This window comes from Colwellia sp. BRX8-9, from assembly GCF_014077245.1.
Lineage (GTDB): Bacteria > Pseudomonadota > Gammaproteobacteria > Enterobacterales > Alteromonadaceae > Colwellia_A.
The window spans coordinates 76,705-103,105 of record NZ_JACGVN010000006.1 but is presented as its reverse complement, the minus strand read 5'-3'; the positions used below and the strand labels follow the sequence as shown (position 1 = coordinate 103,105).

General features: G+C 37.9%; 26 protein-coding genes. 10 read left to right on the top strand and 16 right to left on the bottom strand.

Translation table 11 applies throughout. The features are described from left to right. From hemC to H4J70_RS06895, 6 genes are read left to right on the top strand one after another with little or no spacing between them, the layout of a single operon-like run. Window positions 1-936 (top strand): hydroxymethylbilane synthase, encoded by a 936-nt coding sequence (hemC, locus tag H4J70_RS06920; RefSeq protein WP_182230314.1) that lies wholly within the window; start codon window positions 1-3, stop codon window positions 934-936. Next, window positions 923-1,681 carry a uroporphyrinogen-III synthase gene (locus H4J70_RS06915; protein WP_182221380.1) on the top strand — a complete coding sequence of 253 codons (759 nt, stop codon included), beginning with the start codon at window positions 923-925 and terminating at the stop codon, window positions 1,679-1,681. Before hemC ends, H4J70_RS06915 begins: the two co-directional genes overlap by 14 nt. After that, window positions 1,674-3,098, top strand: a complete 1,425-nt coding sequence (locus tag H4J70_RS06910; protein WP_182230313.1) for a uroporphyrinogen-III C-methyltransferase — start codon at window positions 1,674-1,676, stop codon at window positions 3,096-3,098. The genes H4J70_RS06915 and H4J70_RS06910 overlap by 8 nt, the downstream gene beginning before the upstream one ends. Further along, window positions 3,098-4,342, top strand: coding sequence for a heme biosynthesis HemY N-terminal domain-containing protein (locus tag H4J70_RS06905; protein ID WP_182230312.1), 1,245 nt, complete (start codon window positions 3,098-3,100; stop codon window positions 4,340-4,342). The genes H4J70_RS06910 and H4J70_RS06905 overlap by 1 nt, the downstream gene beginning before the upstream one ends. Then, entirely contained in the window at window positions 4,339-4,977 is a 639-nt protein-coding gene (locus tag H4J70_RS06900) for a hypothetical protein (RefSeq protein ID WP_182230311.1), read from the top strand. Before H4J70_RS06905 ends, H4J70_RS06900 begins: the two co-directional genes overlap by 4 nt. A 53-nt stretch (window positions 4,978-5,030) precedes the next feature. Further along, entirely contained in the window at window positions 5,031-5,459 is a 429-nt protein-coding gene (locus tag H4J70_RS06895; protein WP_182217170.1) for a hypothetical protein, read from the top strand. A gap of 100 nt (window positions 5,460-5,559) precedes the next feature. On the opposite strand, the gene arfA is transcribed toward H4J70_RS06895, so the two are convergent. From arfA to trxA, 5 genes are all read right to left on the bottom strand, one after another. Further along, window positions 5,560-5,763 (bottom strand): alternative ribosome rescue factor ArfA, encoded by a 204-nt coding sequence (gene arfA, locus H4J70_RS06890; RefSeq protein WP_070375348.1) that lies wholly within the window; start codon window positions 5,761-5,763, stop codon window positions 5,560-5,562. Between the two features lie 76 nt (window positions 5,764-5,839). Next, window positions 5,840-6,535, bottom strand: a complete 696-nt coding sequence (fre, locus tag H4J70_RS06885) for an NAD(P)H-flavin reductase (protein WP_070375347.1) — start codon at window positions 6,533-6,535, stop codon at window positions 5,840-5,842. 53 nt (window positions 6,536-6,588) lie between these two features. Beyond that, complete coding sequence (gene ubiD / locus H4J70_RS06880; RefSeq protein ID WP_070375346.1) at window positions 6,589-8,091, bottom strand: 4-hydroxy-3-polyprenylbenzoate decarboxylase; 1,503 nt, start codon at window positions 8,089-8,091, stop codon at window positions 6,589-6,591. Window positions 8,092-8,229: 138 nt separating this feature from the next. Further along, on the bottom strand, window positions 8,230-9,489 hold the full coding sequence (gene rho, locus H4J70_RS06875; RefSeq protein ID WP_070375345.1) for a transcription termination factor Rho: 1,260 nt from the start codon (window positions 9,487-9,489) through the stop codon (window positions 8,230-8,232). 214 nt (window positions 9,490-9,703) lie between these two features. Further along, window positions 9,704-10,030 (bottom strand): thioredoxin TrxA, encoded by a 327-nt coding sequence (gene trxA, locus H4J70_RS06870; RefSeq protein ID WP_070375344.1) that lies wholly within the window; start codon window positions 10,028-10,030, stop codon window positions 9,704-9,706. Between the two features lie 177 nt (window positions 10,031-10,207). On the opposite strand from trxA, the gene rhlB reads away from it, so the two are divergent. After that, entirely contained in the window at window positions 10,208-11,470 is a 1,263-nt protein-coding gene (gene rhlB / locus H4J70_RS06865) for an ATP-dependent RNA helicase RhlB (protein WP_070375343.1), read from the top strand. A 6-nt stretch (window positions 11,471-11,476) separates the two neighbouring features. After that, window positions 11,477-13,015 carry a guanosine-5'-triphosphate,3'-diphosphate pyrophosphatase gene (locus H4J70_RS06860; protein ID WP_182230310.1) on the top strand — a complete coding sequence of 513 codons (1,539 nt, stop codon included), beginning with the start codon at window positions 11,477-11,479 and terminating at the stop codon, window positions 13,013-13,015. Between the two features lie 72 nt (window positions 13,016-13,087). Here H4J70_RS06860 and H4J70_RS06855 read toward each other — a convergent pair whose 3' ends face one another. The 7 genes from H4J70_RS06855 to tatA form a co-directional block, all read right to left on the bottom strand. Continuing rightward, window positions 13,088-13,939, bottom strand: coding sequence for a DMT family transporter (locus H4J70_RS06855; RefSeq protein WP_182221386.1), 852 nt, complete (start codon window positions 13,937-13,939; stop codon window positions 13,088-13,090). Between the two features lie 154 nt (window positions 13,940-14,093). Next, window positions 14,094-15,113, bottom strand: coding sequence for a porphobilinogen synthase (gene hemB / locus H4J70_RS06850; protein WP_070375340.1), 1,020 nt, complete (start codon window positions 15,111-15,113; stop codon window positions 14,094-14,096). Between the two features lie 38 nt (window positions 15,114-15,151). After that, a complete protein-coding gene (locus H4J70_RS06845; RefSeq protein ID WP_182244645.1) occupies window positions 15,152-15,991 on the bottom strand; it encodes a GGDEF domain-containing protein in 840 nt (279 codons plus the stop codon). After that, complete coding sequence (locus H4J70_RS06840) at window positions 15,991-16,779, bottom strand: TatD family hydrolase (RefSeq protein ID WP_182221389.1); 789 nt, start codon at window positions 16,777-16,779, stop codon at window positions 15,991-15,993. Before H4J70_RS06840 ends, H4J70_RS06845 begins: the two co-directional genes overlap by 1 nt. Window positions 16,780-16,800: 21 nt before the next feature. Continuing rightward, window positions 16,801-17,544: a twin-arginine translocase subunit TatC gene (tatC, locus tag H4J70_RS06835; protein ID WP_182217156.1), complete on the bottom strand. Its 744-nt coding sequence runs from the start codon at window positions 17,542-17,544 to the stop codon at window positions 16,801-16,803. Window positions 17,545-17,548: 4 nt separating this feature from the next. Continuing rightward, the gene (gene tatB, locus H4J70_RS06830; protein ID WP_182230308.1) at window positions 17,549-17,968 is read right to left on the bottom strand and encodes a Sec-independent protein translocase protein TatB; all 420 of its coding nucleotides are present in this window, start codon (window positions 17,966-17,968) and stop codon (window positions 17,549-17,551) included. Window positions 17,969-17,971: 3 nt separating this feature from the next. Further along, window positions 17,972-18,211, bottom strand: coding sequence for a Sec-independent protein translocase subunit TatA (gene tatA / locus H4J70_RS06825; protein ID WP_070375334.1), 240 nt, complete (start codon window positions 18,209-18,211; stop codon window positions 17,972-17,974). Between the two features lie 92 nt (window positions 18,212-18,303). Between tatA and H4J70_RS06820 the strand changes: the two genes are divergently transcribed. Beyond that, window positions 18,304-19,326: a hypothetical protein gene (locus H4J70_RS06820; RefSeq protein WP_182244646.1), complete on the top strand. Its 1,023-nt coding sequence runs from the start codon at window positions 18,304-18,306 to the stop codon at window positions 19,324-19,326. An 18-nt stretch (window positions 19,327-19,344) separates the two neighbouring features. Here the strand turns inward: H4J70_RS06820 and H4J70_RS06815 are convergent, their stop codons facing one another. Both H4J70_RS06815 and rpoH read right to left on the bottom strand, forming a co-directional pair. Further along, a complete protein-coding gene (locus tag H4J70_RS06815) occupies window positions 19,345-21,978 on the bottom strand; it encodes an EAL domain-containing protein (protein ID WP_182250794.1) in 2,634 nt (877 codons plus the stop codon). A gap of 288 nt (window positions 21,979-22,266) precedes the next feature. After that, window positions 22,267-23,130 carry an RNA polymerase sigma factor RpoH gene (rpoH, locus tag H4J70_RS06810; RefSeq protein WP_182175927.1) on the bottom strand — a complete coding sequence of 288 codons (864 nt, stop codon included), beginning with the start codon at window positions 23,128-23,130 and terminating at the stop codon, window positions 22,267-22,269. A 314-nt stretch (window positions 23,131-23,444) separates the two neighbouring features. Between rpoH and H4J70_RS06805 the strand changes: the two genes are divergently transcribed. Then, window positions 23,445-24,662 carry an EAL and HDOD domain-containing protein gene (locus H4J70_RS06805; protein WP_259367755.1) on the top strand — a complete coding sequence of 406 codons (1,218 nt, stop codon included), beginning with the start codon at window positions 23,445-23,447 and terminating at the stop codon, window positions 24,660-24,662. 21 nt (window positions 24,663-24,683) lie between these two features. On the opposite strand, the gene ftsX is transcribed toward H4J70_RS06805, so the two are convergent. Beyond that, window positions 24,684-25,670: a permease-like cell division protein FtsX gene (gene ftsX, locus H4J70_RS06800; RefSeq protein WP_404842489.1), complete on the bottom strand. Its 987-nt coding sequence runs from the start codon at window positions 25,668-25,670 to the stop codon at window positions 24,684-24,686. Further along, on the bottom strand, window positions 25,654-26,352 hold the full coding sequence (gene ftsE / locus H4J70_RS06795; protein WP_182217164.1) for a cell division ATP-binding protein FtsE: 699 nt from the start codon (window positions 26,350-26,352) through the stop codon (window positions 25,654-25,656). The genes ftsX and ftsE overlap by 17 nt, the downstream gene beginning before the upstream one ends. Window positions 26,353-26,401: the final 49 nt, after the last annotated feature.

The following is a 26,401-nucleotide window of genomic DNA, read 5'->3' as shown; positions in this document are numbered from 1 at the left end:
ATGAGCACAACAACCGTACGCATTGCCACACGTAAAAGTGCACTCGCTTTATGGCAAGCCGAATATGTAAAAGCACAATTAGAGCATTTCCACGCTGGCATTATTGTTGAACTTGTTCCCATGACCACCAAAGGCGATATTATTTTAGATACACCTTTAGCTAAAGTCGGTGGTAAAGGTTTATTTGTTAAAGAACTCGAAGTTGCCATGTTAGAAGACCGTGCTGACATCGCGGTTCATTCAATGAAAGATGTCCCCGTAGAATTTCCTGAAGGGCTAGGCTTAGAAGTAATTTGTCCTCGTGAAGACCCTCGTGATGCCTTCGTCTCCAACACCATTAACAGTTTAGCCGAACTGCCACAGGGTGCTGTTGTTGGTACCTCAAGTTTACGTCGTCAATGCCAAATTAAAGCCATGCGCCCAGATTTAGACATTCGTGATTTGCGCGGTAACGTAAATACCCGTTTAAAAAAATTAGATAATGGCGAATATGATGCCATTATACTTGCCGCAGCCGGATTAATACGTTTGGCGATGCCTGAGCGAATTCAAGAGTTTATTGAACCCGAGGTCATGTTGCCAGCAAACGGACAAGGTGCTGTCGGAATTGAATGTAGAACGAACGATGAAACCCTTAAAGCTTTACTTGCGCCATTAGGTTGTGAAACTACCCGTATTCGGGTGTTAGCAGAACGAGCGATGAACCGCGCTTTAGAAGGTGGTTGCCAGGTCCCTATTGGGAGCTACGCTGTTATTCAAAACAATGGCCAAGTTTTTTTACGTGGTTTAGTGGGCGCAACTGACGGTAGTGAAATACTGACCAGTGAAATAACTGGTGATAGTAAAAATGCTGAACAACTAGGTAATACACTGGCTGAGCAACTCCTTGAAAAAGGCGCTGATAGAATATTGCGTCAGGTTTATGCACAACAGTAACACACACGTTTTAATCACACGTCCTGAAAAAGTAGGACGTGCTTTAGCGCAACAGTTAAAAAGTATCGGCATTGACAGTCACTGCCAACCGTTCTTTGACTATCAATCACTTGCTTGTAAAATCACCACTAAAAAGCTCATCAAACAATATCCGCAAGCCATTGTTATTTTTGTTAGTGTCGCTGCGGTTGAGTTTGCTCATTGTGCTGTTGATTTTTCTCAATGGCAACAAAAACGCATTATTGCTATCGGTAGCGCAACACTAAACGCTTTAAAAGCAAAAGGGCTTAGTGCTGTTTCCCCTGAACTTCATACCAGTGAAGGTTTATTAACACTTAATATACTTGATGAAAAAACAATCAGTGGCGAAACCATTATTATTGTTCGTGGTGACGGTGGTCGAGAGCATATTGCCCAGCAACTCACCTTGCGAGGCGCCAAAGTTCACTATTTAGAAAGCTATAAAAAAGTCTGGCTTCCCGTCACGCAAAAACAGGTTCAACAATGGCGAAATCAGCGAATAAATTGTATTGTCATAACCAGTAACGCTTTGCTAGAAAGCATAGTACACTTAATAAAGCATTCAGAGAGTTATTGGCAAACTACTTGTTTATGGATTGTCGCTAGTGAGCGCATTGCCGAACAAGCGAAACAACTAGGATTACTCAATATCATTAATGCTAACGGTGCTAATGATCAAGCCATGCTTAGTGCAATCACTTCATATGGAAAAAATAATGACTGATAAAAAGCTAAACGAGTCAAATACTTCAGAAACAAAAGCGACTGACGAAAAGTCAGAGCAAGGTTTTTCAACTTCTATTTCACTAGCGTCAGCGACAACAGCATCCTCGAGTGAAGAACAGAAGTCCCCCGAAAAAAATAAAGCCTCCGCTGTGGTTAATGAGAAAAAACCAGCCATTAAAACCTCGGAAAAAAAAGCTAAATCACCGGTGGCGAATGATACAAAAATGAATAAACAAAAATTATCTAAGACTGCCGTAGTTTCCTTAATCATAGCTTTAGCAGCAAGTGTTGGTGTCGGCGGTTTATATTACTGGGATATACAACAACAAGCCCAGAGCAAAGCAGAGTTTTTACAACAAACTCAGCAAATTTTAGCCACTAGTGAGCAAAAAACCCAACAAAGTTTGGCCAGTAGTGAGCAAAAAGTTAAGCAGTTATTTGCTCAGCAACAAACCATGTTTTCACAGCGCTTAAACCGTGAGATTGCAACAATAACAACAGACAGCCAAGTTAAAATCGCTCAACTTGAAAAGACTGTTGAACGATTATCACAAAATCAACCCAGTGATTGGTTATTACACGAAGCAGAGTACCTTATTCGTATTGCCACTCGCACGATGTGGCTAGAGCAAGATACAAGAGCTGCAATTGGCTTGTTACAAGATGCGGATATGCGTCTCAAAGAACTTAAAGATCCGCAGTTTTTACCTATTCGTCAATTAATTCGTCAAGACATCGCACAGTTAACATTAATACCTGTTGTAGACAACGAAGAAACCGTTATGACCTTAATGGCGATGAGTCATCAACTGGCAAACTTACCCTTGGCTATGGTTAAAATTCCAGATAATGACAACAAGAGCAGTGATTTCACATTATCTGAAAGCACCAATGATTGGCGAGAAAACCTCGCTAAAACATGGCAAAAAATTCTTGCAGATTTTATTACTGTCCGCAGAAGTAGTGGTAATGTAAAACCATTAATGTCGCCACAACATCAACAAAACCTTATTGAGAACCTTAGCTTAAAGTTACAATTAGCTCAGTGGGCAGTGACAGAGAAAAAACAGAAAATTTATAATCAAACCTTAAATGACATTCAACTATGGTTAACAGAATATTTTGATATGCAAAAAGTTGAAAATCAAAGCTTTTATCAAGCTATTCAAAAACTAAAAGGTAAGATAATCACTTATGATTACCCCAGTACGCTTTTATCGCTAAAAGCGATGAGTAAAGTGCTAGCAGAAACGCCTTTAAAACCAACACTTGAACAATTAACGCCTCAAGTAATGCCTGATAAATTACCCGAGGGCAAAGAAAAAGCCCTAAATGGCTCATCTCAAACACCACCTGAAGAAGTTGCACCACAAGAGTCAAAAGTGCAGCCTAACAGCACGAATGAGGCCTTATAATGAAAAAATTAATACTGTGGATATTAATATTTTTTGCTGCGGTTGCTATTAGCCCACTACTAATAAATGAAAAAGGTTATATCTTAATTGCGATGGGCGATTTAACCATAGAATCAACCGTAGTAATGGCATGTATTATGTTAACGCTATTATTTATCGCCTTAGGGTTATCGATGACACTTGTGCGTGGCAGTCTACGTTTGGGTTTTGGCGGCTGGAACAAAATTGCTTTTGCTAATCGCCGTCGAGGTTTAAGGGACTTTAATCGCGGCATTGCTGCTTTTATTCTTGAAGACAACCAACAAGCAGAGCATTTGTTTGCTAAAGCGGCTGAACCCTCAAGATTTACTCATACGTCTTATCTATTGGCTGCTGCAGCATCGTCGAAACAATCGCTGCGATCAAACACTAATCACTACTTAGCTTTATTAGCACAAGAAGACAATGGCGTTAAAGGCTCTGGTTTAGAATCAGTACTCGTGACGATTAAGTTATTAATCTCTCAGGAAGACTTTGCACAGGCACGGGGTATTATTGATAAACATCACAAACAAATTGGTCATGATGCAAGGTTATTAAGCTTAGAGATCATCTTAAGCTTGCAAGAAAAACGTTTTGATTATGTGATAGAGCAACTTGTTTCAGCCCGTAAACAAAAAACTATTACGAATGAAAAAATAGCATTATGGGAAGCAAGCGCTTTCTATGGTGCTTTTAATGAAACAATACGCAAAGAAAATAACGATTCATTGGCACAGCGGTGGCACAAACTTACTCGAAAATTAAAACATAATGAAGTTATTCTCTGGGCTTATTGTCAAGTATTAGCCGAGCATAAGATCACTGAACCACTCAATAAAATATTATTACCCGTGATTAAAAAAGGCGCAGACGATACTTTTTTAAAGAATATTCGCCAGCTACCTATTTCGGCGACTGATGAATTAATCAGTGCCGTTCAAAAACAGTTACATAATGATCCTCACAGCGGAAAATGGTTAAGTTGTTTAGCTAATTTAGCCGCAAAATCTCAACAACTGCCGATGGCAGAAAAAGCCTTTAATAGCCTAATTAATTTAGCAGGTACACAATATGATGTTATTGATCTGCTGAATTTTTCTCAAGTATTAGAGCAGCAAGGCGAATATAAAAAAGCCAATCAAGTATTAAATAAAGCTTTAGGTCAAATTGGCAGCTTTAACAATAATACCTTAGTTATAAATAACGGAAACGAACAAAAATGAATTTAACAGTCGACTTTAGAAAACCTGAAATTGCCGGTGCTTTTGATTGGCAATTATGCCAAGAAATCAATGTAAAAAACGAGCAAGGCGATATTATTGCTAAAGCTGAAATTGAGCTAATCACCCTCAATAAACACCGTGATGCTGTTGGCTCTTATACTTTATTAGCCAACGAAGATACTGACTGGGAAATTCCACTTAACCTTTATTTTAAAGGCCAAAACCTTGAACAAGGCTTATGTGAACAATTAAGCATTACTGCTGAGACCAAAAAAGCTAAAACACATATTTTACTTGAAGCGATCAGTGTTCTGCCACAATATCGTAAACAAGCGATTGGGCAATACCTGCTTAAAGAAATTGTTAAACATCATCAAAAGGCTCAATCTATTACGGTCTTAAGTATGCCAATGCATCTCTTTGTTGATGCCGATGAATGTGAGGATGAAGGTATTAAAGCTTATTATCAAGCGGCTGATTTGCAAACTGAAAAAGTGGCGATAGATGATCTCACTCACTTTTTTACTAAAAGTGGCTTCGTTGAGTTTACTGTTGACGAAAGTTTACTGGCTGAGCCTTTACCCTATCAAATATTTGTTGCTAGCCCACAAAGTATATTAAAAGACTCAATCTAAAAATATTTTCAGCTTAAGCACATTATATCAAAAGCAAATAAAAGAGGCCTATTATGTTTAGCATTCACGGAGAATGGAAAATTGAAGTTCGTGGCAATGTTGTTGTGCAATGGTTTTCTGGCACTTGGAACGAAGAAGCTATTATTGCTTATGTTAAAGAGTTTCGTGCTAAAGCGAGCCCGCTTAAAGGTAGTCCTTGGGCTATTGTTTCTTCTTTTGAGGATTGGGAGTTAGGTGTTCCTGCAATTGATAAACATATTGAAGAACATTGCCAGTGGTTCAAGGACAATGGTTGCAGCAAAGATTGTCATATTTACACAAAGAGCGCAGCCAAAGAAATGCAATTAGAAAGGCTAATACCCCATACTGATGCGTCTTATGAACGGCAAGTGTTTACCAATGCTAAAGATGCATCAACTTGGTTAGCGAGTCATGGCTTTTTAATTGATGGTTTAAGTATCAATAGAATCGCGAATAAATAGCCACTTAATCTAGTCAGTCATTATAAAAAATAAAATAGTCATCGGCACCTACGCCATGATGACTATCTTCACAAAGCCCTATTTAATAAATACTAACGTACTAAGCATTCATTAAATAAGGTTCTCTACCTTGATGTTTGTTGCTACGTTTGAATGAACCTTTACCTTTTTTAGCCTGCACCACCTGCAGTTTATAAACTTTCGATGTGACAAGAGCCGCGAAAAAATTATCTTTGATTTTCCCTCGTCCTAAGTCTGTTGCTAAAGTATTTTGCAATACTTGACCCTGTTTATTTTTACTCATTAATTTTACTCTTCAATAATAAAAGCCATCGGTATGATGGCTTTATCGGTTATTCATTTAAAAACTTTATCTAATATTAAATATAGGCAAAAGCATCAGCAAACATATGTTCAACTAAGGCTCCTTGCGCTAAAAAGTCGGTGCGAACTGCGCCTACCATATCAAAACGTCCGGCCAAATAAATATCATAATCGGCTAAATTTTTAATATCTTTCATCACAACGTGGTGAACCATGCCAACTTGACCTTGCCAATTGTCATCAGGGTTCTCTACCACCGGGTGAAAAGTACCATTTTCTAGACCTGCAATAATTTTAGCTGTTTTTTCTAGTTCATAACAAGCACTTTGATCACGCAAACCCCAATAAACAGTAATCTTTCGCGATGACCTTTGTGACGCTAACAATTCATACATAGATTTTATATAAGAAAACCCTGTACCACCCGCCAAAAGTAAAAGCGGACGTTCGCTTTCACTGCGCAGCTGCGCATTGCCTAGTGGCATTTCTACAGTAACGGTATTATTGGCTTTAATATGTTCAATAACTTGCATTGGGTAACTGTCAGCACCTGAAGCACCAATTTGTAGTTCAATTAATTCAGCATTGGGTGCACTGGCAATAGAGAAAGGACGTTTATCATCCTCACTCATCACAAAATTTAAGTATTGGCCGGCTTGAAAATCGATTTGCTCACTTGGCTTTAATAGCACTTTATAAACAAACTCTGTCAGAGATGTTAATGATTCTACCTGACACTTAATTTTATTCATTTATTTAAACCTTTCATTATTCAGATCCTAAAACATGTTCAGGATAACAGTTACTAATTCTTTTTATCAGTTGTTGGAAATATATTAAGTTCATCCCAAATATTATCAACATCTGTTTTAACTTCTTCGGTCATCACGATAGGTTCACCCCATTCGCGATTTGTTTCACCTGGCCATTTATTTGTTGCATCCATACCCATTTTTGAACCTAAACCAGACACAGGAGATGCAAAGTCTAAATAATCAATCGGTGTGTTTTCAATTAATACTGTATCTCGACTTGGATCCATCCGCGTGGTCATTGCCCAAATTACATCTTTCCAATCACGAGCATTAATATCATCATCACAAACAATAACGAACTTAGTATACATAAATTGACGTAGGAAAGACCAAACACCCATCATTACGCGTTTTGCATGTCCGGCATATTGCTTTTTAATAGTAACAATCGCCAAACGATATGAACATCCTTCGGGTGGTAAATAGAAATCCTGAATTTCAGGAAATTGTTTCTGTAAAATAGGCACAAACACTTCATTTAATGCCACACCTAAAATGGCGGGTTCATCCGGTGGACGGCCAGTATAAGTACTGTGATAAATGGGGTCTTTACGATGAGTAATATGGGTTACCGTCATCACAGGGAAGTTATCAACTTCATTATAGTAACCGGTATGATCGCCGTATGGTCCTTCTGGAGCAACTTCAGCGGGGTCTAGATAACCTTCTAAAATAATCTCAGCCGTCGCCGGTACTTCTAAATCGTTACTAATACATTTTGCCACTTCTGTTTTAGCACCACGTAGTAATCCAGCAAAAGCGTACTCTGATAAAGTATCAGGAACAGGCGTTACCGCGCCTAAAATAGTGGCAGGATCTGCACCTAAAGCAACAGAAATAGGGTATTTTTCACCTGGATTGGTTTGCTTAAATTCTTGAAAATCTAATGCACCACCACGATGTGATAACCAACGCATAATAATTTTATTTTTACTGATTAATTGCTGTCGATAAATACCTAAATTTTGACGTTCTTTATGGGGACCTCGTGTAACCGTTAACCCCCAAGTAATTAAAGGAGCAACATCACCTGGCCAACATTTTTGAATAGGTAGTTTATTTAAATCTACATCGGCACCCTCAATAATAACTTGCTGACACAACGGCTTTTTAATCATTTTTACCGGCATATTTAAGACTTGCTTATAAACCGGGATTTTACTTATCGCGTCTCGAAAACCTTTAGGAGGTTCAGGCTCTTTTAACATGGCAAGTAATTTACCAACATCACGTAAAGCACGCACATCAGGTTGTCCCATAGCCAAGGCAACACGATCAGGCGTACCAAATAAATTAGTTAGTACTGGCATGCCATGTGGTACACCATTTTTGTCGACGGGGTTTTCAAATAATAACGCTGGCCCCTCAGCACGTAGCGTACGGTCACTGATTTCGGTCATCGTTAAATCTGTAGAAATAGGCTGGGAAATACGCTTGAGCTGGCCTATTTTTTCCAACTGTTTTATAAAGTCTCTTAAGTCACTATATTTCATAAATTTAAATCACTCATCCGCTTAATAGTTTGACAGTGTTTTAAGCAAAAACGCCAGCTGTTATTGCTAACACTGGCGTTTATGTACAGGATGTACGGTATGTCGCAATCACACGGATGTGAATAAGCGACCAATAAACTATTTACGTTTCATAGAATCAAAAAATTCGTTATTCGTTTTAGTCATTGCTAGTTTGTCGATGAGGAATTCAATTGCACCAACTTCGTCCATTTCATGAACAATTTTACGTAAAATCCACATTTTCTGTAATTCTGCAGGTTTAGTGATCAATTCTTCACGACGAGTACCACTACGATTAATATTAATCGCTGGGAAAACACGCTTTTCAGACACTTTACGAGAAAGGTGTAATTCCATGTTACCGGTACCTTTAAACTCTTCGTAAATAACTTCGTCCATTTTAGAGCCGGTTTCTACTAGAGCTGTCGCGATAATCGTTAAACTACCACCGTGCTCAATATTACGCGCGGCACCAAAAAAGCGTTTTGGACGGTGTAAAGCATTGGCGTCAACACCACCGGTAAGAATTTTACCAGATGATGGAATAACCGTGTTATAAGCTCGAGCTAAACGTGTAATTGAGTCAAGTAGAATAACAACATCTTTTTTATGCTCAACTAAACGCTTAGCCTTTTCAATAACCATTTCAGCTACTTGTACATGGCGGTTTGCTGGTTCATCGAACGTTGATGCAATGACTTCGCCTTTTACCAAGCGCTGCATCTCTGTCACTTCTTCCGGACGTTCATCGATAAGCAATACCATTAACTCGGCATCAGGATGGTTATGAGCAATACTTTGCGCAATGTTTTGAAGTAATAATGTTTTACCCGCTTTTGGTGGAGCAACAATTAAACCACGTTGCCCTTTACCAATTGGAGAAGCCAAATCTAAAACACGTGCGGTAATATCTTCAGTTGAACCATTACCACGTTCCATGATTAAACGTTCATCAGGATGGATTGGGGTTAAATTTTCAAAGAGTATTTTGTTGCGAACATTTTCTGGCTTGTCGAAATTAACTTCTGCTACTTTTAATAACGCGAAATAACGTTCACCTTTTTTAGGTGGACGGATTTTTCCGTGAATAGTATCACCCGTTCGCATACTGAAACGGCGAATTTGACTCGGTGAAACATAAATATCATCAGGTCCTGCTAAATATGAGGAATCTGAAGAACGCAAAAAACCAAAGCCGTCTTGTAAAATTTCTAGAACACCGCCACCAAAAATATCATTATCGTTTTCGGCATGAGCATTTAATATAGCAAAAATTATGTCTTGTTTACGATTGCGGCCTAAATTATCAAGCTTCATAGATGCGGCAAGCTCGACAAGTTCGCTTATTGGTTTTTCTTTAAGTTCGATCAGGTTCATAGTGGGGTTCTTTAACTATTTATATTGAAGTGAGTTTGCCTGTTGGCATCATTGAAATTGGAGTTTGGTTTGAAATGTGGTTCATTAGAAAGCTAAATTTAGCACTAAAATTTAATCAGGTAAAGGATCAAAATTTGATCTATGGCTTTCTTCTTTAATTAATAAGCTAATATATACAAAAAAGGCTCGTAAATACGAACCTTTTTATGAAAACTTATAAATTATTATCAATAAACTCTTTTAATTGAGTTTTAGATAAAGCGCCAACCTTAGTATCAGCGACTGCGCCATCTTTAAATAACAATAACGTAGGAATACCACGAATACCGTATTTAGGTGGAGTAATTGAGTTTTGATCGATATTTAATTTACCAACAGTTACTTGACCTGCATATTCTTCTGCAATGTCATTTAATAAAGGTGCGATCATTTTACAAGGACCACACCATTCAGCCCAAAAATCGACTAATATAAGGCCTGAGGCGGTAATTACGTCAGTATCAAAACTGTCGTCTGTTAACTGAACAATTCTATCGCTCATTTCTATCTCCGTTAAATGGTGGCATTTTGCCAATTGGTGGGGATTATAACGCCATCATTATGAATTACCAACTTTGATCTTATAACTGTTGGCTATTTCTAACATTAATTGAGTATTTATGAATACATTTACTCGATACCGTTTTTTATTAACTATATAACCTGTTAAGCTGTGCGCATGAATAAAACACACTTAACTGAAACTAAGTTCTCAGAACTTAACCTCGACACTAAAGTTGTCGCAGGTCTTGACGCTATGGGCTTTGAGTATTGCACTTCAATTCAAGAGCAATCTTTACCCATTTTATTGAAAGGTACTGATATTGCAGGCCAAGCACAAACAGGCGAAGGTAAAACAATCGCCTTTTTAGCTGCAACCTTTCATCACTTATTACAAAAACCAGATCCAAAGCATAATCAACCTCGTGCCTTAATCATGGCACCAACACGTGAATTAGCCGTACAAATTCACCGTGATGCTAAAGAAATGGCAAAAAGCACTGGCTTACGCTTAGGCGTAGTTTATGGTGGTGAAGGCTATGAAAGCCAACGCTTAGAGCTTGAAGCTGGTGTAGATATTCTTATTGGTACCTGTGGTCGTTTGCTCGATTATATGAAACAAGGTATTTATAACCTAAACAATATCGAAGTTGTTGTGCTTGATGAAGCCGATCGTATGTTTGATCTAGGCTTCATTAAAGATATCAGATATATGTTTAATCGTATGCCTGCCGCTACAGCACGTTTAAGCATGTTATTTTCAGCAACCTTATCTTTTCGTGTAAAAGAACTTGCATTTGAACACATGAATGAGCCAGAAAGTGTTGAAATCGCGCCAGAACAAAAAACAAACACTCGAATTTCTGAAGAATTATTTTATCCTTCTAACGAAGATAAAATGGCTTTGTTACAAACATTAATTGAAGAAGAATGGCCTGAAAAAGCGATCATCTTTGCCAATACTAAGCATGTTTGTGAAAAAGTTTATTCACATTTAGAAATTGATAACATCCGCGTTGGTTTATTAACTGGCGATGTACCTCAGAAGAAACGTTTAAAGATTCTTGAGCAATTTAGTGCCGGTGAACTAGATATCTTAGTTGCCACTGATGTAGCCGCACGCGGTTTACATATTCCTAGCGTAAGTCATGTATTTAATTATGATTTACCAGATGATTGTGAAGATTATGTACATCGTATAGGCCGTACTGGCCGTGCTGGTGCAACAGGTCATGCAATTAGTTTCGCATGTGAAGGCTATGTTTTTAACTTACCTCCTATCGAAACCTATATTGAACATGCCTTACCGGTAAGTAAATATAATCAAGATGCATTATTAACTGATTTTCCTACTCCTAAGCCTCGTCCTCGTCGCCATAAGCCTCAAAATGGTGGACAAAATCGTGGCAGAACGGGTGGCAACAACCAGCGTCGCCACTAGACGACTATGACGATCACCCATACTGAGATTTCCACACCTCTTTATGCGGTGATCGATTTAGGTTCAAACAGCTTTCATATGTTGATCACCCGACAGCTAGCTAATAGCGTTCAGGTGGTTGATAAAGTTAAACGTAAAGTTCGTTTAGCCTCCGGTTTAAATTCAGACAACCAACTCAGCCAAGCCGCGATTGCTCGAGGCCTTGAATGCTTAAGCTTTTTCGCTGAACGGCTGCAAGATATTCCTCAAAAAAACGTCCGTATTGTCGCGACAGCAACCCTGCGTCTTGCTAAAAATCGTGAAGAGTTTTTAACACAAGCTAATAAAATTTTGGGACAAAAAATAAAGCTACTCAGTGGCAAACAAGAAGCCAAAAATATTTATTTAGGGGTGGCACATACCAGTTGTGGTGCTAAACAACGCTTTGTTATTGATATTGGCGGCGCAAGTACTGAGCTTATTTTAGGTGATGGTTTTGTAACTAAGCAAGTCGAAAGCTTAGATATTGGCTGTGTCACTTTTAATAGCCGTTATTTCTCGGATAATAAATTAACGGCTGAAAATTTTGCTCTTGCTATAGCTGCAGCAAAAAAAGTAATATTTCCTTTGGTTGAGCGTTTTAAAGAAACGGGTTGGAAGTTAGTGTTAAGTGGCTCTGGCACCATGCAAGCCCTGACCGAAATGCAACAATTTAACCATAAGAGTACTGGTGTTAATCTGCTTTTCTTACAGACTATTCAACAACAGTTAATACAATGTAAAACCATCAGTGAAATTAAGATTGCTGGACTCAGCCAGGAAAGATCGCCCGTTATAGCCAGTGGCGTCGCTATTTTAATTGCCGTCATTGAAAGCTTCAACATTGAGAACATTCAGTTATCAAGTGGTGCTTTACGTGAAGGTTTACTTTACAGCATGCTGCCTAAAAGGGTAGATATGAGTATCCGTCAGAGTACGATTAATTCTCTCACTGAAAAATTTCATATTGATAATCAACATTCCGTACGAATTCAAAGACAAGCGACAAGTTTATTTCACACCTATAAGGAAACTTGGTCATTAGATGAAGAAAACAGCTTAGCATTATTGAATGCTGCCTGTGAATTACATGAAATTGGTTTGTTATTAGAGTTTAAGCAGCATCAGCATCATGGTGCCTACATATTACAACACGCTGATTTACCAGGATTTAATCAAATTGAACGACAATTACTCGTCACCTTAGTCCGGTTACACAAAGGTAATATTGATGTCGATTTACTAGAAAATCAAACGGCAGTAAATTTTCAGCAAGCAAGCTACCTGTTAGTTATTTTACGTTTAGCCATCATTTTATGTCGACGCCGCAAAGATGATGCTTTGCCCGATTATCAAACCGCTATTATTAAAAGTACGGGTGATGATATTATCAATTTATGTTTACCAACGACTTGGCTTGCTGCACACCCACTCATCGCTGACGAACTGCTCCAAGAAAGTGCCCATTTAACAACGCTTCATTTATCACTTAACATCTTTTGTGAGACTCAAGAAGCTCTTAAATAACCCTTCATTTATCGTTTAATATCGGCTATGGAAAACTCAATAACACACTTAAATATCAATATTTAATGATCATTAGCTATTAGTTTTAGATGCCCAAAGATTGGTAAAAATAACAATACTGCCACCAATCACCATCATGAACGTTATTTGTTCACCTAAAAGAAAATACGCGGCTATAGAACCGTAGATAGGCTCTAAACTTACTGCGATACTTGCTGTTTGCGCTTTAACCACCTTTAGAGAATGATTAAATAATGTATGAGCAACTGCCGTGAAAAGAACACCTAAAATAATTAATACCGACAACTGTTGGTAAGATATGGTGATCGGATATAAAAACATTAAGGGTAATAAACATACCGTGGCACAAGCGTTTTGATAGAAGGCCACTTTTTTAGCCGATGTTTTGGCAACAAACTTTCGATTTAACAGTGTTAACAAAGCAAAACTCATCGCCGATGTCATTCCCCATATAACACCATCGATATCCCCTGCACTTAAATGGTCAAGTGGTAGAATAAATAAGATACCAACAACCGTGAGTAAAGCCTGCAATAACGCCTTATAATGGAATTTTTCTTTAAACAACATAGGTTCGAGGAAACTAACAAAAACAGGGAAAGTTGCAAAAGTGATCAAGCCAATTGCGACACTTGATACCTGAATAGCATAAAAGAAACTGCCCCAATGAAAAGCTAAAACCAAACCAGTAAAAGCAAGTGGCAATAGTAGTGACTTTTCAACTTTTAGAGACTGCTTTCTTATCAGTAAAACAAAAAGCGCAATAGTTGCCGCGGCAAAAGCAGCACGACCAAAAACAATATGGCTGGCTGGCATATTTAGCCACTTAGCAAAAAGACCCGATATAGCGAAAAGTAACACCGCACTATGCAGTGAAAATAATGACTGTTTGTGACTGGGCATTCATGCTCGATTTAGTAAAATTAAACAAGCCATTCTACCAGCTAAAATAGCTCAGCTAATAGAATAAGTCGTTTGCCTATATATTTTTACTATCTACTTATAGCATTGCAAATTAAGATTTTTACAATAAGCCCCTTAAGATCGGGCGATCACATTATTGTTCTTTTAACCAGTAAGCCACTTTTTTAGCAAAGTAAGTTAAAATACCATCGGCGCCCGCACGTTTAAAAGCCAGCAAACCTTCCATAACACAGGGTTTTTCAGCTAACCAGCCATTTTGAATGGCTGCCATGTGCATTGCATATTCGCCACTCACCTGATAAGCATATGTTGGCACTTGAAAGGTATCTTTAACTCGGCGCACAATATCTAAATAAGGCATACCCGGTTTTACCATGACCATATCTGCACCTTCGGCGATGTCTTGAGCAACTTCATGTAATGCTTCATCACTGTTTGCTGGGTCCATTTGATATGAGAATTTATTACCGCCTTTAATGTTACTTGCAGAGCCAACAGCATCACGAAAAGGACCATAATAATTAGAAGCATATTTTGCTGAATAAGCTAAAATTCGCGTGTTTACAAAACCATGTTTTTCTAATTCTTGACGAATTGCCCCAACACGACCATCCATCATATCTGAAGGGGCAACCACATCGGCACCCGCTTGAGCATGAGACAACGCCTGCTTAACTAAAATTTCTTTGGTAATGTCATTTAATACGTAACCCTCATCTTTACCCTTTATGCCAAGAATGCCATCTTGTCCATGGGTCGTAAAAGGGTCAAGAGCAACATCGGTTATTACCCCTAATTCAGGAAACTTTGCTTTTAGTGCACGAACAGTACGTTGAGCTAACCCTTCAGGGTTATAGGCTTCTTCAGCCATTAATGACTTTTTATTTGCTGGAGTGACAGGAAATATAGCAATGGCAGGAATACCTAAATCAACCAGTTCTTGCGCTTCTTCTAATAATAAATCAATACTTTTACGTTCGACGCCAGGCATAGACGCTATAGCTTCGCGCTGATTTTCACCATCAAGAACAAAGACCGGGTAAATTAAATCATTAACGGTTAATTGATTTTCTGACATTAAACGACGCGAAAAATCATCACGGCGCATGCGGCGCATTCTGCGGGCAGGAAATTGCCCAAAAGCGTTACTCATAAAATTTTCCTATATAAATAAAGTTGATAAGTTAGCGGTTAACTATCGCTAGCTTTGACAAAGTCTTGTTGTCTCACTTGATTGCGGCCATTATGTTTTGCTTGATATAAGGCTTGATCTGCTGCGGCAAAGAGATGCTCGGCTTGAACATCTTTTTGTTGTAAATAAGTGCTAACACCACAGCTAATGGTTAGACTTATGATAGTGTTATTGTAGCTAACCTGACAGCTAGCAATACTTTCCCTTAATTCTTCAGCCAGTGCTAATGCCCCTTGGCTATCGGTTTCAGGCAAAATTAAACAAAATTCTTCACCGCCATAACGACAACTGATGTCTGCACTTCTTCGCAAGCAACTTTTAATGCAAGCAGCCACTATGATTAAACATTCATCACCGGCTAAGTGACCATAAGTATCATTTACTTTTTTAAAATGATCGATGTCAAGAATCACTAAGCTCAAGGGCGTTAAGTTACGGCGACTACGTCGATATTCAGCGAGTATTTTTTGATCATAAAATCTCCGGTTATACAAACCGGTAAGGTCGTCTAACGTATTCTTTTCTTCTAACTCTTTATTAACTTCTTCGAGTTCTTGCAAAGCAATATTGAGCTCTAAAGTACGCTCTTGTACTTTACTTTCAAGCTCATCGTTATCTTGAACTTCATTTTCAACGTGCTGATCTGTTGCATTGCTAGCAAGAGCGTTTTTAGTGTTTTTTTCTTGTGAAAAGACTAACAACGCCATAAAGAGAGCCATAATTAATAACAATAAGGTCAGCGATGAAAATTGCACAACTAACTGAATTATCGATAAAATCACCACTAATATTGCAACAATAAAAAGGTAAGAAGTTGACCGATTAAAGAGTGAGATCATTAACGCTCACCTAAGTTGAAAACTTTTCGCGCATTTTCACTGGTGGCATTAATAATGTCGTCGCTATGGCATTGGTACAATTGGGCGAGCTTTTCTATGACGTAAGGTAAATAGCTTGGTTCATTGCGACTGCTTTTGGGTTTAGGCTTAATGCTTCTAGGTGTTAAATATGGCGCATCTGTTTCAATCATTAACCTATCTAATGGGATTGATGGAATAAGCGCTTGTAATGGTTCTCCACGACGTTCGTCACACACCCATCCGGTAATACCAATATACATACCAGCTGATAAGCATTGATTTAACTCATTTTCATTACCGGTAAAGCAATGAGAAACCATAGCGGGCACAGCGGTTAAGTAAGGAGATAGTAATTGAAACCAGACAGGGAAAGCATCCCGTTGATGTAAAAAAAGTGGTAATTGAAGTTCTGCAGCTAATGATATTTGTTCAGCAAACACTTTTTCTTGTTGCTTTGGCGTAGAAAAATTACGGTTAAAATCTAAACCACATTCACCAATCGCTTTTACCGCTTTATTTTTAGCTAATAATCGAATGTCATCTAAATAGTTATCACTGACATTATCGGCATCATGGGGATGTATACCCGCTGTGGTATAAAGATAATCAGGATATTGTGCAGATAATTGTAAAGCTTTATGACTTTCAGAGATATTAGTTCCGGTAACCAACATAGCCCTGATACCAGCAGATTTAGCCCGCGCGATTAATTCATCACGGTCTTTATCAAAACGAGTATTTGTTAAATTAACGCCAATATCGATCATTAGCTATCCAGTTTCATCAAACTAAGCTTCTTCAGATTCGTTTTTTTTCTGGTAAATAGACGCTATAAAAACGCCTAATTCAAATAATAACAGCATGGGTACGGCCAATAATGTTTGTGAAATAATATCAGGCGGTGTTAACAACATGCCAACCACAAACGCACCAACAACAACATAGGGTCTTTTTGCACGCAAACTGTCGGGATCGGTAAAACCGGTCCAACACAGTAAAATAATAACAATGGGTATTTCAAAAACAATCCCAAAGGCAAAGAATAATTTTAGAACAAAATCTAAATAACTGGTAATGTCGGTGGCAATATTTACCCCTTCAGGAGCTACAGAAGTAAAAAAAGCAAAAATTATTGGGAAAACCACATAATAGACAAAAGCAATACCACCATAAAATAGCAAGGTGCTGCCGAACATCAGTGGAATAACTAAGCGTTTTTCATTCTTGTATAAGCCAGGCGCAACAAAGGCCCAAATTTGATAAAGAATAAAGGGCATGGCAATAAAAATAGAAAGTACCATGGTTAATTTAAAAGGAGCAAAGAAAGAAGAGGCAACATCGGTTGCGATCATTTGCCCCCCTTCAGGTAAGGTTTCCATTAAGGGTTTGGAAACATATTCATAAATTTCATTAGCGAAATAGAATAAGCCTAAAAAGACAACCAAAACGCCCACCACAACGTTCAACAATCGGCTGCGTAATTCGAGTAAATGATCAAATAAAGTATAACTACTTGCTGGAGATGGATTCATGGTGTTACTTTTTATTTTCTTGTGAAGATGAAAGGTTAGCAGTGACTGCTGCTTCTTCAGTCACCTTATCATTTTTTCCAATATTTTCTGAGACAATACTTTGTGAGTCAACTTTTTCAGGCTCTTTATCGAGTTGATAAGGACGATTGACCATCTCAGCAGCTTCTTGTAATGTTTTTAATGATTCAGCAATCTCAGGTGATAGATTTTTCATATCCGCTTGTTCAGCTTTTTTCAAATTAGCATGTAATTCTTGTATGCGTAATTCTTCGGTAAGCTCGGTTTTTACACTATCACTAAATTTACGAACACCACTTATCCAACCGCGCACCGTTCTAATAGCAACAGGTAAACGTTCTGGACCTAAAACGATCATACCTATTATCGCAATCAGCGACAGCTCCCAAAAGCCAATATCAAACATCGCTTACGCCTGATCTTTTTCTTTTGTTTTTACTTTATCTTCGGTGTCGGTAGTAACAGACTTATCAGCAATATTTTCTGCACTTTCTTCTTCCTTTTTAGCGTTACTATCTGTCATAGCATTTTTAAAACCTTTAACCGCAGAGCCTAAATCGCCACCTAGATTACGTAATTTTTTTGTGCCAAATAACAACACTATAATAACCGCAACAATTAATAATTGCCAAATACCCATATTTCCCATGATAAACCCCTATTATTTAGAATGGATTCATTATAAAGTTTTAAAATGAAAAATCATCCTTTGATAGACAAAATAATGCGATAGGACAAACTTTGCAGAAAAAGCACCTTATTTATCTGAGTTGCTTGTTGATGATCAGCATTACTTTCACTACTTTTCAGAGTAATGCTAAACAAGATCAAAACATGGACAGTGACACTGAAAAGCAAATAGTAAAACCTATCAAACATCCACAAAGGCATGTTGTACCCACACTTGTGTCCGATGACTGGGGGCAAGAGGTACACGACACCATCGCTAATTCCGTTTATCAATCAGCGACTTGGTTCGATAGTTTTTTTACCGATATAGATAGCCAACAAATTGAACCCAAAGCAACAGCCAAAATACGTTTTGGCTGGATACCCAAAGCACGTCATTTGGCGGAGCTTGACTCTCGTTTTCGATTAAAAGTAAAGTTACCTCACTTTAAAGATAAGATGAGCTTGATTCTTTCCGATGAAGATGACGTTGAAGACGGCCAGTTACCCCTCGATGGTATTGGTACTCGCCCAGAAATAAATGAAGAAAGCTTCGCCGCTGCCTTACGTTATGTGGTTAAAAAGAAGAGCGATAGCTTAGTTGATACTCGATTAGGAATTTCAGGCGGCGATATTTTTGTAAAAATACGTAAGCGCAAGTTGTATACCTTCAATGAAAAGCATGGTTTTAAAGTTGAACCTTCAACCTATTACTTTTTAGGCGACGGTCTTGGAGCTAAGTTATTTCTTGAATATAATTATCAATATAATGAAAAATCACAATATAGGATCAATTATACTATTCGCGGCTCTGAATCATTTAGTGGCATTCGATGGAAACACGGCTTTTATCAATTAAATCAATTAGATTCAACAACGGCCTCCGTTGTTGGTTTACAAGTTGAAGGTGAGCGTAATGGTCAATATGGTTTTTTTACCGACAGATATACGCTGAGTTATCGTTATCGATTCAATGCACTAGAAAAATGGTTGTTTTTTGAAGTAGAACCATTTTTAGAGTGGTCAAAAGAGGATAATTACACCACCACACCCGGAATTGCATTACGCATAGAAGGTTTTTTTAGTAAAATATAATTAATTGTTGACGAAAAATTAGGCGCTAACTTTAACTATAACCTCACTTTCGGTTATTATACGTGGCATTTTTATCGGTCGACTAATATGAAAGCCCTGACCAAATTCACAACCGGCGTTCTGTAACTTTTTCAACATTTCCTCTGACTCGATTCCTTCAGCGACTAAATGGTAGCCAAAGTTACTGCCCAAATCATGCAAAGCCTTAACTAACGATAAATTTTTATTATTAGTATTTAGCGTACGAACAAAACTTCTGTCTAATTTGATAAATTCAAACGGGTAGTTGTGTAAGAAATTTAATGACGATGAACCCGCGCCGTAATCATCTAGAGCGAGTTTAACCCCAAATTCTTTTAATCGACGTAAGTTCTTCAGGGCTAATTCACTTTGTTGAGCAAATGCAGATTCATTAAATTCAAGAATTAAACGATGAGGCTCTATACCTGCGTCTTTAATTTGCTTGATCAGCTTATTGAGCTGATTCGCTTGAACTAAGTGACGTCCTGATAAGTTAATACCAATAAAAGCATTAAAATACTCGGTATTTTGTTGCCAGCTTTTTAATTGTTGAGTAACTTCTTTAATAACCCAAGCTTCGATGTCTAATATCATGCCGGTTTCTTCGGCCATATATAAAAATTCACTTGGCGTTAGTAAGCCTTTAGTTGGATGCTGCCAACGTAATAAAGCTTCAAAACCAATGGTATTTGTTAACGTTAAGTTGGATATTTGCTGATAATGCAGTTCAAATTGACTCTTGGTAATGGCAACGCGTAATTCTTGCTCTAAAGTCATACTTGCCATAAGTTGTTCTCGCATGCTTTCATCAAAAAAGACATAACGACCACGACCTAAGTTTTTCGCTTGATACATAGCGGCATCAGCATCACGTAAAATTTCATGAGAATCCTTATAATGACTGCTACATTGCGCAATACCTATACTGGCATTCGAGTAAAGTGTATGACCACCTAAACTGAAAGGTTTGGCAACAGCGGTAATAATGCGTGAGGCCACTTCTTCAATATCATCTTGACATTGTAGTGAATCAAGCAAAATAACAAATTCATCTCCCCCTAAACGCGCTAAAATATCATTATCTCTGACACAGTCTTGTAATCTTAGTGCTATCTCAATAAGAAACTCATCTCCAGCATGGTGTCCCAATGTATCGTTAATCATTTTAAAGCGATCTAAATCGATAAATAACACGGCAAAGCGTTGATCGGGATGACGCTTCAAATGTCGTAATGAGTAGCTCAATCGGTCTGAAAACATCGCTCTATTGGGCAGTTTTGTTAGGCCGTCATGGTGTGCTTCATAGTAAAGTTGCGCTTCTGCTTTTCGTCTCTCATCAATTTGCATACGCAAATTTAAATTACTCGCTTGTAGCTCTTGGGTACGTTGATTAACCGTATTTTCTAATTTTTCATGGTGTTTTTTTATTTCTGCTTGCGAACGCTTACGTAAGATAGCGGTATCAACGTGCTGGCTAATAAAGCGTATTAAGGTTAGGTCACTCTGTTGATAGGCTTGCGAATCTTGGTAATGCTGAATAGCTAATATGCCGAATATCTTGCCATCTTCCATCAATGGTGCAGCAAGCCATGCTTGTGGCATCTTATTTTTAGGATAATCTATCGTCAGCGGTTCACTCGTTATTTCACCTTGCTCAGATAAATAAAAGACTTTACCTTCGGTGATCAATGTCGGTGCAACAGCATTTATCGCTAATTCTGTCAGCCCAAAACCTAACATTCGAGGCAAAGGTGTATGCACATTTTCATCGTCATAATAGGGAAAAGTCACGATAGAGTTATCTTTGTTATCACCCGTATCTAACAGAGCAATATATAAGTTTTTTGCGGGTAATAGAGTATTAATTTCTTGATGGATAGCTCGATAGAAGCAATCAATATCTTGTGAATTAGCCGTAATTTCTGAAATTGATAATAAGGCTTTATGCATTTTTACCGCTTTCTTACGCTCAGCAATTTCAACTTGTAACTGCTTATTCATTTCGGTTAGCGTTTCAGTACGCAGTAAAATACTTTCTTCTAATAATTCACGACTACGTACACGATCAATAGCGGTCACTAAATGCAAGGCAATAAATTCAAGCAACTGACAATCATATTCATCAAAGTAAAGTTTATCATCGTAACTTTGTAATGCCAGAACACCAATAACCTGATTGCCACGTCTAAGCGGAACACCAAGCCAATCAACACAGGATGAACCATAAAGAAAAATATCGCCTGATTTTGCTAATGCGAAACGCTCTTTAGCAGAGCAATGCATCGGCTTTTCATTTTCAAAAACCATACCTGTTAAGCATTTTCGCCAATCAGCAACTTTTAAATGATCATGTAAACGAATTTCTTCGGGGTTGTGACAATGAGCAAGCTCAAGATTATTTTTTGAATTGATCAGGGTGATGTGAAAACTATCGGTAATTAATAATGTTTTAATCACCGTTTTAAGCTCAGCATAAAAGGCTGCCATATCGGTAACTGTGCTTGCCAATTCAGACAACTGCAACAAACCCGACTGCATGGTTTTAACCTGCCGATACTTTTTAAGTAGAGACTTTAATTTGGGAAGCTGACGTAATGCCAGAATGTCTTCCTTTGCCTTTAATTCCGTCAAGGCGATTCCATAGTTAGTTATTAGTATTATTTTTAAGCGGTTAGTCTACCAAATTAATATCACTTGGCTAGTACCTTATTTGAATTGATAAGATCAATACAGTATATGTCTATTTTTTGTACACTATAATTGACGAGTTGCGCACGTTTACCAAAAAGGGACAAAAGACCGTTAATGATTAACATAAGCAAGCTAGTATCAGTGCTCAAAAGAGAAAGTCTACAAAAAGCAGACATAAAAAAACCGACGTAAATCGGTTTTTTTGTTGGTACAGACATGATCCAATAACTAAGCAGCCATTGAGCCTTTAAGTTTATTAAGGGCATTTTTTTCTAACTGTCTGACACGCTCTGCAGAAATATGATACTTGTTAGCTAAATCTTGTAACGTCGTTTTATCTTCAGTTAACCAACGGGTTCTTATAATATCTTGGCTGCGTTCATCAAGAATGACCAAGGCATTAGATAAACGCTTATTAGCATGAGAAGAGTGATCTTCATCTTCAACCTGAACAGCGAGATCTGACTGATGATCTTCAAGATATAAGGCTGGAGAGTAACCTCCACCAGCAGAATTATCAACATCGTCAGACGACAGCTCAAAAGCCTGATCTTGATTACTCATTCTAGATTCCATCTCTAAAACATCTTTAGGCGTAACACCTAGAGTCTCTGCAACATTATTAATTTCGTCATTACTGAACCAACCTAAACGTTTTTTGTTTTTACGAAGGTTAAAAAACAATTTACGTTGTGCCTTGGTTGTTGCCACTTTAACAATACGCCAATTACGTAACACAAACTCATGAATCTCAGCTTTTATCCAATGAACAGCAAACGACACTAAGCGTACACCCACTTCCGGGTTAAAACGCTTAACAGCTTTCATTAAACCAACGTTACCTTCTTGAATTAAATCAGCTTGAGGTAAACCATAACCTGCATAACCTTTTGCTACATGAATAACAAAACGTAAATGCGACATAATAAGCTCTTGTGCCGCTTGTAAATCATTTTCTGAATATAAACGAGTGGCGAGTTCATTCTCACGCTGTGCAGTAAGCATAGGAATGCCATAAGCAGACTGCATGTAAGATTCAATACTACCGCTACGTGGAACTGTTAGCGCCATTGATTGTATCGGTTTACTCATTTTAAAAACCCCTCTTTATTGCTCTTTAATAACTCTTAAATAATTTTTAACTTTCTAGCTCGCTATAATAGCATACATCGACCGTGTAGGCGAGCAACGCATCACACATTACCTTACAACACAAGACGAAACAACTCAGTCTAGTAAATTTATCTGCTTTTTTTGTGTACATTTGTTAACATAAAAGCATCAGAAAACACTTAAAACTTACAAAACAATAACTTAGCTTTTGTGTCAAGATGTAATTTAACAAGGATGTGGCTATTACTTTATGTATTTAAGTAACTTATAAATGAATTTTAGAGGGTCATAATTTGTACTCATATGTTGCTCGTCAACCCATCTTAGATATTAAACAAAATGTTGTTGCCTATGAATTGCTTTTTCGCGATGGTAAAAGTAACAGTTTTCCTGATATTGATCCTAACCAAGCAACATCTAACATACTAACTAATAACCATTTAAGCTTAGGCATAGAGCAAGTCACTGGTGATCTACCCGCATATATTAACTTTCATGCTGATACCTTGATTTTTCACTTCCCAAGCTTCCTTGATCCCAAAAACGTGGTATTAGAAATTTTAGAAGACGTTCCGGTAACCCCTGAGCTATTAGCTGCTTGCCAGTCACTTCATGAGAAGGGTTATAAATTAGCCTTAGACGATTTTGATTTTGATGAAAAGTGGGCACCATTTTACCCCATCATAGACATTATCAAAATTGATGTCCTACAATTTTCTATTCTAGAAATTAGCAAGCTGGTCAGAAAACTTGCCGGACTAAACGTAACACTATTAGCTGAAAAAGTAGAAACTTCACAACAATTTGAACGATTAAAAATGCTGGGATTTACACTTTTTCAAGGTTATTTTTTTGCAAAACCAGAAATGCTAAAACAGCGAAAAATTACCACGGCAAAACAAAACATCCTCGAACTGATCAGCCAAGCAAGCCAAGTAGAGTTAAACATTAACAAAATCAGTGAAATTTTTGCCGTTGACCCCGGCTTAACCTATAAATTACTGCGTTTTATCAATAGTCCTACCTATGGTAGTAGCCAGGAAATAACCTCGTTAAAACATGCTCTTGCTTATATAGGACAAGTTGAACTGAAAAAATTTATTGCGTTGCTTGCGCTGTCAGATTTAAGCTCAGATAAAAATCCAGAAATTATGCGTCTTTCTTTAGCACGAGCTAAGTTTTGTGAAAAAATAGCCCTTTGCCGCTTTGAAAGTGAAAATCCGCCTAAAGCTTTTCTCACCGGTATATTATCGTTAATCGATGGTATTTTAGACCATGAATTAGAATATATATTAGGTGTATTACCTATTCATCAAGGCATAAAATCGGCATTAAGAAGCGAGCAGTGTGACCTTGGAGATTACTTGTCATTAGTAAAAAACATTGAACAAGGCTTATGGGCAGAGGGTGAAGAAATTGCTAAGAGAATTACCTTAGAGAGTGAACTTTGTTTTCAAGCTTATAAAGACTCACTGTCATGGGCAGACGAAATGATCGCCTGTGGAACTTAAATCGACATTTAGTCGGCTTTATTAATCAGCGGTAGGCTCTATGGCACGAATATGCTTACGCACTGAAATATAACTTCCTGATAAACCGAGTATAACGGCAAATAATATCAGTGTCATCGCTTCTGAAAAGCTTAAACCACTAATAATAAAGTTACTCTGATATAAATGGGTTAATTCAGAGAGAGCTCCCGATAAATATTTAGCGAGCAGAGCCACACATAACCAAGAGACCACACCCCCCAAAATACCATACCAAAGGCCCGCATATAAAAAAGGACGCTGAATAAAGCTATCCGTCGCGCCGACAAGTTTCATCACAGCAATCGCATCTTTTTGATTTAAAATAGCCAAGCGTATAGTGTTGCCAATAATGAGCACCACAGACAAACACAGTAATGCACCGATACCTACCACGATATCTTCAATAAGTTTAGCAATAGCTTCTAATCGAGAAAGCCATTCTAGGTCTAATTTTCCTTGCTGAACCTCTCGTTCTTTTTCTAGCTTCAATAATAACTCTCCAGCCGCCTGTGTTTGACTAGCACGCGTTGTTGGGGTCACTAACAGTGTTGCTGGCAAGGGATTTTTATCTAAATATTCTAGCGCCTGTCCAAAACCAGATAAGGTTTTAAACTCTTGTAAAGCCTGCTCTGCCGAGATGTAAGTAACTTTGGCAACCTCAGGATAAAGTTCAATTCGATGAACTAAGTTTTGTGCCGCTTTGTCAGTCACTGACAATTTCAAAAACAAACTGATTTCTGAGGCGGTATCCCACTGTTCACTGATGGCTTTAGCATTTTTGACAAATAGATGTAACGTAGCCGGTAAGGTTAAACTGATACCTAAAACCAAAACCGTCATTATTGAGGTGAAAGGAGTACGCCATAAATCGCCTAAACTACCTACGGCTTGTTGAACATGTCGAATTAATCTATCTGTTATTTTTGCTGCAAAATTTAATTTCTGCGAAGGTTGGCCAAAACGGGTAGGTTTATTCATTGTTTTCATGCCTAACTTGTAAACCTTCAACGATACCATCGGTGATCATTGAACCTTGCTTAAGCGTCAGCGTTCTATATTTCATTCTAGCAATTAGCCCCAGATCATGCGTAGCTATGAGTACGGTAACGCCAAAATCATTAAATTCTTCAAACAAGCGAATAATATCCAAGGAAAGCTTAGGATCTAAGTTTCCGGTTGGCTCATCAGCAAGCAAGATTAATGGTTTATTCACTAATGCTCTAGCAATGCCAACTCGCTGCTGCTCTCCACCTGACAACATATTAGGAAAACAACGTAATTTATCGCTCAAGTGGACTTTATCTAGCGCTGCTTCCACGCGTTTTCGGGTTTCCTTGTGGCTATACCCTTCAATGACTAAAGGTAATGCAACATTATCGAAAATAGTTCTGTCCATTAATAGATTATGGTTTTGAAAAATCATTCCTATTTTTCGGCGAGCATAAGGAATATCTTTATACTTTATATTTGATATTTCATTACCGTTAATTTGGATTTTACCACTGGTCGGCTTTTCCATTAAGCTCATTAGCTTTAATAGTGTACTTTTCCCCGCTCCTGAATGTCCGGTTAAAAATGCCATTTCCCCCGCAGCCAATTCAAAACTAACATTTTTAAGTGCTAGAAAGCCACCGGGATAGGTTTTACTGACATTGTTAAAGTGGATCATAAAATGGCCATACTCTTATTTTTGTTATTATTCACATAGTGTAGTCGGG

Bases quoted from the DNA above. Each gene is read 5' to 3' on its own strand.
- H4J70_RS06910 (WP_182230313.1), top strand. From the start codon at position 1,674: ATGACTGATAAAAAGCTAAACGAGTCAAATACTTCAGAAACAAAAGCG.
- H4J70_RS06845 (WP_182244645.1), bottom strand. From the start codon at position 15,991: ATGATCTCACTCTTTAATCGGTCAACTTCTTACCTTTTTATTGTTGCA.
- hemC (WP_182230314.1), top strand. From the start codon at position 1: ATGAGCACAACAACCGTACGCATTGCCACACGTAAAAGTGCACTCGCT.
- H4J70_RS06900 (WP_182230311.1), top strand. From the start codon at position 4,339: ATGAATTTAACAGTCGACTTTAGAAAACCTGAAATTGCCGGTGCTTTT.
- rhlB (WP_070375343.1), top strand. From the start codon at position 10,208: ATGAATAAAACACACTTAACTGAAACTAAGTTCTCAGAACTTAACCTC.
- tatC (WP_182217156.1), bottom strand. From the start codon at position 17,544: ATGAATCCATCTCCAGCAAGTAGTTATACTTTATTTGATCATTTACTC.
- fre (WP_070375347.1), bottom strand. From the start codon at position 6,535: ATGAATAAAATTAAGTGTCAGGTAGAATCATTAACATCTCTGACAGAG.
- ftsE (WP_182217164.1), bottom strand. From the start codon at position 26,352: ATGATCCACTTTAACAATGTCAGTAAAACCTATCCCGGTGGCTTTCTA.
- hemB (WP_070375340.1), bottom strand. From the start codon at position 15,113: ATGAGTAACGCTTTTGGGCAATTTCCTGCCCGCAGAATGCGCCGCATG.
- rho (WP_070375345.1), bottom strand. From the start codon at position 9,489: ATGAACCTGATCGAACTTAAAGAAAAACCAATAAGCGAACTTGTCGAG.
- rpoH (WP_182175927.1), bottom strand. From the start codon at position 23,130: ATGAGTAAACCGATACAATCAATGGCGCTAACAGTTCCACGTAGCGGT.
- tatB (WP_182230308.1), bottom strand. From the start codon at position 17,968: ATGTTTGATATTGGCTTTTGGGAGCTGTCGCTGATTGCGATAATAGGT.
- arfA (WP_070375348.1), bottom strand. From the start codon at position 5,763: ATGAGTAAAAATAAACAGGGTCAAGTATTGCAAAATACTTTAGCAACA.
- H4J70_RS06915 (WP_182221380.1), top strand. From the start codon at position 923: ATGCACAACAGTAACACACACGTTTTAATCACACGTCCTGAAAAAGTA.
- ftsX (WP_404842489.1), bottom strand. From the start codon at position 25,670: ATGAAAACAATGAATAAACCTACCCGTTTTGGCCAACCTTCGCAGAAA.
- H4J70_RS06905 (WP_182230312.1), top strand. From the start codon at position 3,098: ATGAAAAAATTAATACTGTGGATATTAATATTTTTTGCTGCGGTTGCT.
- H4J70_RS06895 (WP_182217170.1), top strand. From the start codon at position 5,031: ATGTTTAGCATTCACGGAGAATGGAAAATTGAAGTTCGTGGCAATGTT.
- ubiD (WP_070375346.1), bottom strand. From the start codon at position 8,091: ATGAAATATAGTGACTTAAGAGACTTTATAAAACAGTTGGAAAAAATA.
- tatA (WP_070375334.1), bottom strand. From the start codon at position 18,211: ATGGGAAATATGGGTATTTGGCAATTATTAATTGTTGCGGTTATTATA.
- H4J70_RS06840 (WP_182221389.1), bottom strand. From the start codon at position 16,779: ATGATCGATATTGGCGTTAATTTAACAAATACTCGTTTTGATAAAGAC.
- H4J70_RS06860 (WP_182230310.1), top strand. From the start codon at position 11,477: ATGACGATCACCCATACTGAGATTTCCACACCTCTTTATGCGGTGATC.
- H4J70_RS06855 (WP_182221386.1), bottom strand. From the start codon at position 13,939: ATGCCCAGTCACAAACAGTCATTATTTTCACTGCATAGTGCGGTGTTA.
- trxA (WP_070375344.1), bottom strand. From the start codon at position 10,030: ATGAGCGATAGAATTGTTCAGTTAACAGACGACAGTTTTGATACTGAC.